The sequence below is a fragment of the Rhodoferax sp. ZS1R8 genome, from assembly GCF_056521325.1.
Genome location: NZ_JBWMBA010000023.1, coordinates 1 through 2,577 on the forward strand (window position 1 = coordinate 1; position 2,577 = coordinate 2,577).

Consider the following 2,577-nt stretch of genomic DNA (forward strand, 5'->3'; position numbering starts at 1 on the left):
GGGTACGGGGCAGGGTGCTGCAGGCATTTTTGAGCGCGTCTGATCTCCCTGATTGAGCCCAGCCCAAGGTCGCCTGTTGGTGGCCTTTTTTAATGGGAGAAACCGATTTGAGTAGCCATGTTTTTGACCAGGCCATAGCCCTGGAGCTGCAGAGCGACGGCAGTTTTGCCGGCCACACCAGCGCGGCTTATGCCAACATGGTGGGCCCGTTTGGCGGCATCAGCGCGGCACAAATGCTGAACGCAGTGCTGCTGCACCCCAATCGTCTGGGCGACCCGGTGTCGCTGACCATCAACTTTGCTGCGGCCCTGGAGCCGGGGCCGTTTGTGGTGCAGGCACGCGCCGCGCGCACCAACCGCTCTACCCAGCACTGGATCATTGAAGTTCTGCAAAAGTGCGAGGCCGTGCTCACCGGTACCGCGTTTACCGCACTGCGCCGCGACACCTGGGGCGTGGATGAAGACACCATGCCCCTGTGCCCTCCTCCCGAGGACACGCCGTATGGCAAGGGACCCATGCCTATGGAGTGGATTAAACAGTACGACATGCGGCCCATTGCCGGTGCAATGCCCCTGGTCTGGGATGGCAGTGGCGACACCAGCCTAACCCGAATGGCACTTACTTTGTCTCCCACGCGTGACCATGGAGCTCGATCTTTCGTCGAGCCTGGGCGCGTGGAATCTTCAACCACGGGTAGGGTTTGGGGCGTCGCTTTCGCATTCGCGGCTCAATGCGTCCGGGTCGATTGCCCACCCTGCATTGGGCGATTAGCGTGAATAGCCGCCCGCCATCCTTCGCAGCCGACAGACCTCGAGAGACCCACTCCGTCCACAGTTGCACGGTGTGCTTGAAGCTCAGCTCACGCGGGTCTATGCCGGCATTGCAGGCGGCCTGCGCCATGAGCAGTCGGATCACGTTGTAGGCCAGTAGATGGACCCACAGTTGCTTCTCATTCATCTGCGGCGTCTGGCAGCTCAGCACATCCATGCCCGTGGTGGTCTTGAGGTTGCGCAGGTCGAGTTCGACGTTCCAGCGACGCGCATACAGCGCCGAGAGATCGTCCTTGCTGACCCGGCGGTGATCGAGCAGCGTAGTGACCAGCACTTGATGTGAGACTTTGACTTCGCGGACCGTGATTTCGTCGGGGAAGTCAGCGTACTGCTCGGGCGTCATCCACTGTGGACGCGCCGCAGGCTTGGGCCAATGCACGATGTGGTCCCGCGTACCCAGCGACTGACCACGGCGGAAGTCGGTGATGCGCGAGCCGTTTTGCTCGAACAACACGTCCACGCCTGCGCCCATGAGGGTGGCGATCAAAAAATAGTTGCAGTACAGGGCATCGGCCAGCATCACATCGCCTGGGCAGAAGCCTTCGAGCAAACCGCGTACCAGTCCGAGTTCACCGCTGCCCTTGCCGCTGTGCGGCCCCATCGCCATATCGAGCGCCGCGCCAGTGGCCAGGCAAATCACCATGACCAGGCGTGCCAGAGGAAACCCCACTCCAGGGGCCTGGGTGCTGGGCTGGGGGTAACGCTCCTGGTTCTGCTGCGTATCGGGCATCGAGATCCCGGTGCCGTCCACCAGCTTCACGGAGCGCCCGCGCCACAGCCATTGCGCCAGCGCCTTCTGGCTGAGCAGGCGGCCTGTTTCGCGCGTAAGCGTGCTGACCATCTCCAGCGGCAGACGCTGGCGAGCCCGGCAAAACCCGCCGGTGCGAACGCTGCACGGGGTGAGCCCATCGGCCGCGCGTTGCGCTGCCCAGCCGTTGACCGCCTTCTGGCACGAGCCATCGGCCTCCAGCACCTGACGCATGAACATCGACAGCGCAACCGTCGGCGGATACAACCGCTCACGGTGCTCGGGCAGTAGCGCTTCGGTCGTCGCAAGCAATTCCGGACTCGTCAGTACGTTGAAAAACTCCACCGCCTGGGTTGCCCGTGCCCGGGGTCCGATACTGCTGCGACGTTGATGCAAAGCGCTTCGTGCATTACGATTCATGGTGGCTGGCCTTTCGAAAGATGGTTTGGGTGCTTCGTAACAACCATCCTATCAATCCCTTGGTCAGCCACCTCCTTTTCTCTTCAAATTCAAATGCTTACGTTCGTGACTTCAACGTCAGGGGCCTTAAGTAAGTGCCATTCCCCTTAAGACTTTGCGCAACCGGTCGGCAACAACCACACCAGCGCTCTTGCCCAGCATGGCCCGGTAAACGGTACGGTATCAGATACCAATTTGATTGACTTCAGTGAGTGGAAACAATCGCTCGTCCACATCTGCAAGGGGTTGTGAATTTATCGGGCAATACCTGCGGTCTGCGCGCGATGCGCCACGAAGCCATGCAGAATCAGATCGAGACCGAAATCAAACTGGTGCATGCCGTCGTAAGCGCCGTCAATCACCCGTTCTGTCAAAGCCCTCATGTGGGGGTAGACCTCGCGCGGGAGCATGGGGAGAAAGTGTTTTGCCGCCTCGGCATAGGTGCTCTCTGCCAGGGGAAACAACAGCTTTTGGAGCGTAAAGCCATAGATGTGGCCGTCTATGACGTTACGCAACTGGTCGGCCAGCTCAGGGCTGAGT

2 protein-coding genes and 1 pseudogene are annotated in these 2,577 nt (G+C 60.6%); 1 reads left to right on the forward strand and 2 read right to left on the reverse strand.

The genetic code is table 11. The features are described from left to right. Window positions 1–197: 197 nt before the first annotated feature. Window positions 198–413 (forward strand): annotated as a pseudogene (locus AC097P_RS23290) (acyl-CoA thioesterase domain-containing protein); the annotation flags it as partial. Window positions 414–618: 205 nt separating this feature from the next. Here the strand turns inward: AC097P_RS23290 and AC097P_RS23295 are convergent. Further along, on the reverse strand, window positions 619–1,998 hold the full coding sequence (locus tag AC097P_RS23295) for an IS4 family transposase (protein WP_479612821.1): 1,380 nt from the start codon (window positions 1,996–1,998) through the stop codon (window positions 619–621). Between the two features lie 293 nt (window positions 1,999–2,291). Continuing rightward, window positions 2,292–2,577: TetR/AcrR family transcriptional regulator C-terminal domain-containing protein (locus AC097P_RS23300; RefSeq protein ID WP_479612822.1), on the reverse strand; the 286-nt coding region annotated here is incomplete at its 5' end.

Coding starts and splice junctions, on each gene's coding strand:
- AC097P_RS23295 (WP_479612821.1), bottom strand. CDS start 1,998: ATGAATCGTAATGCACGAAGCGCTTTGCATCAACGTCGCAGCAGTATC.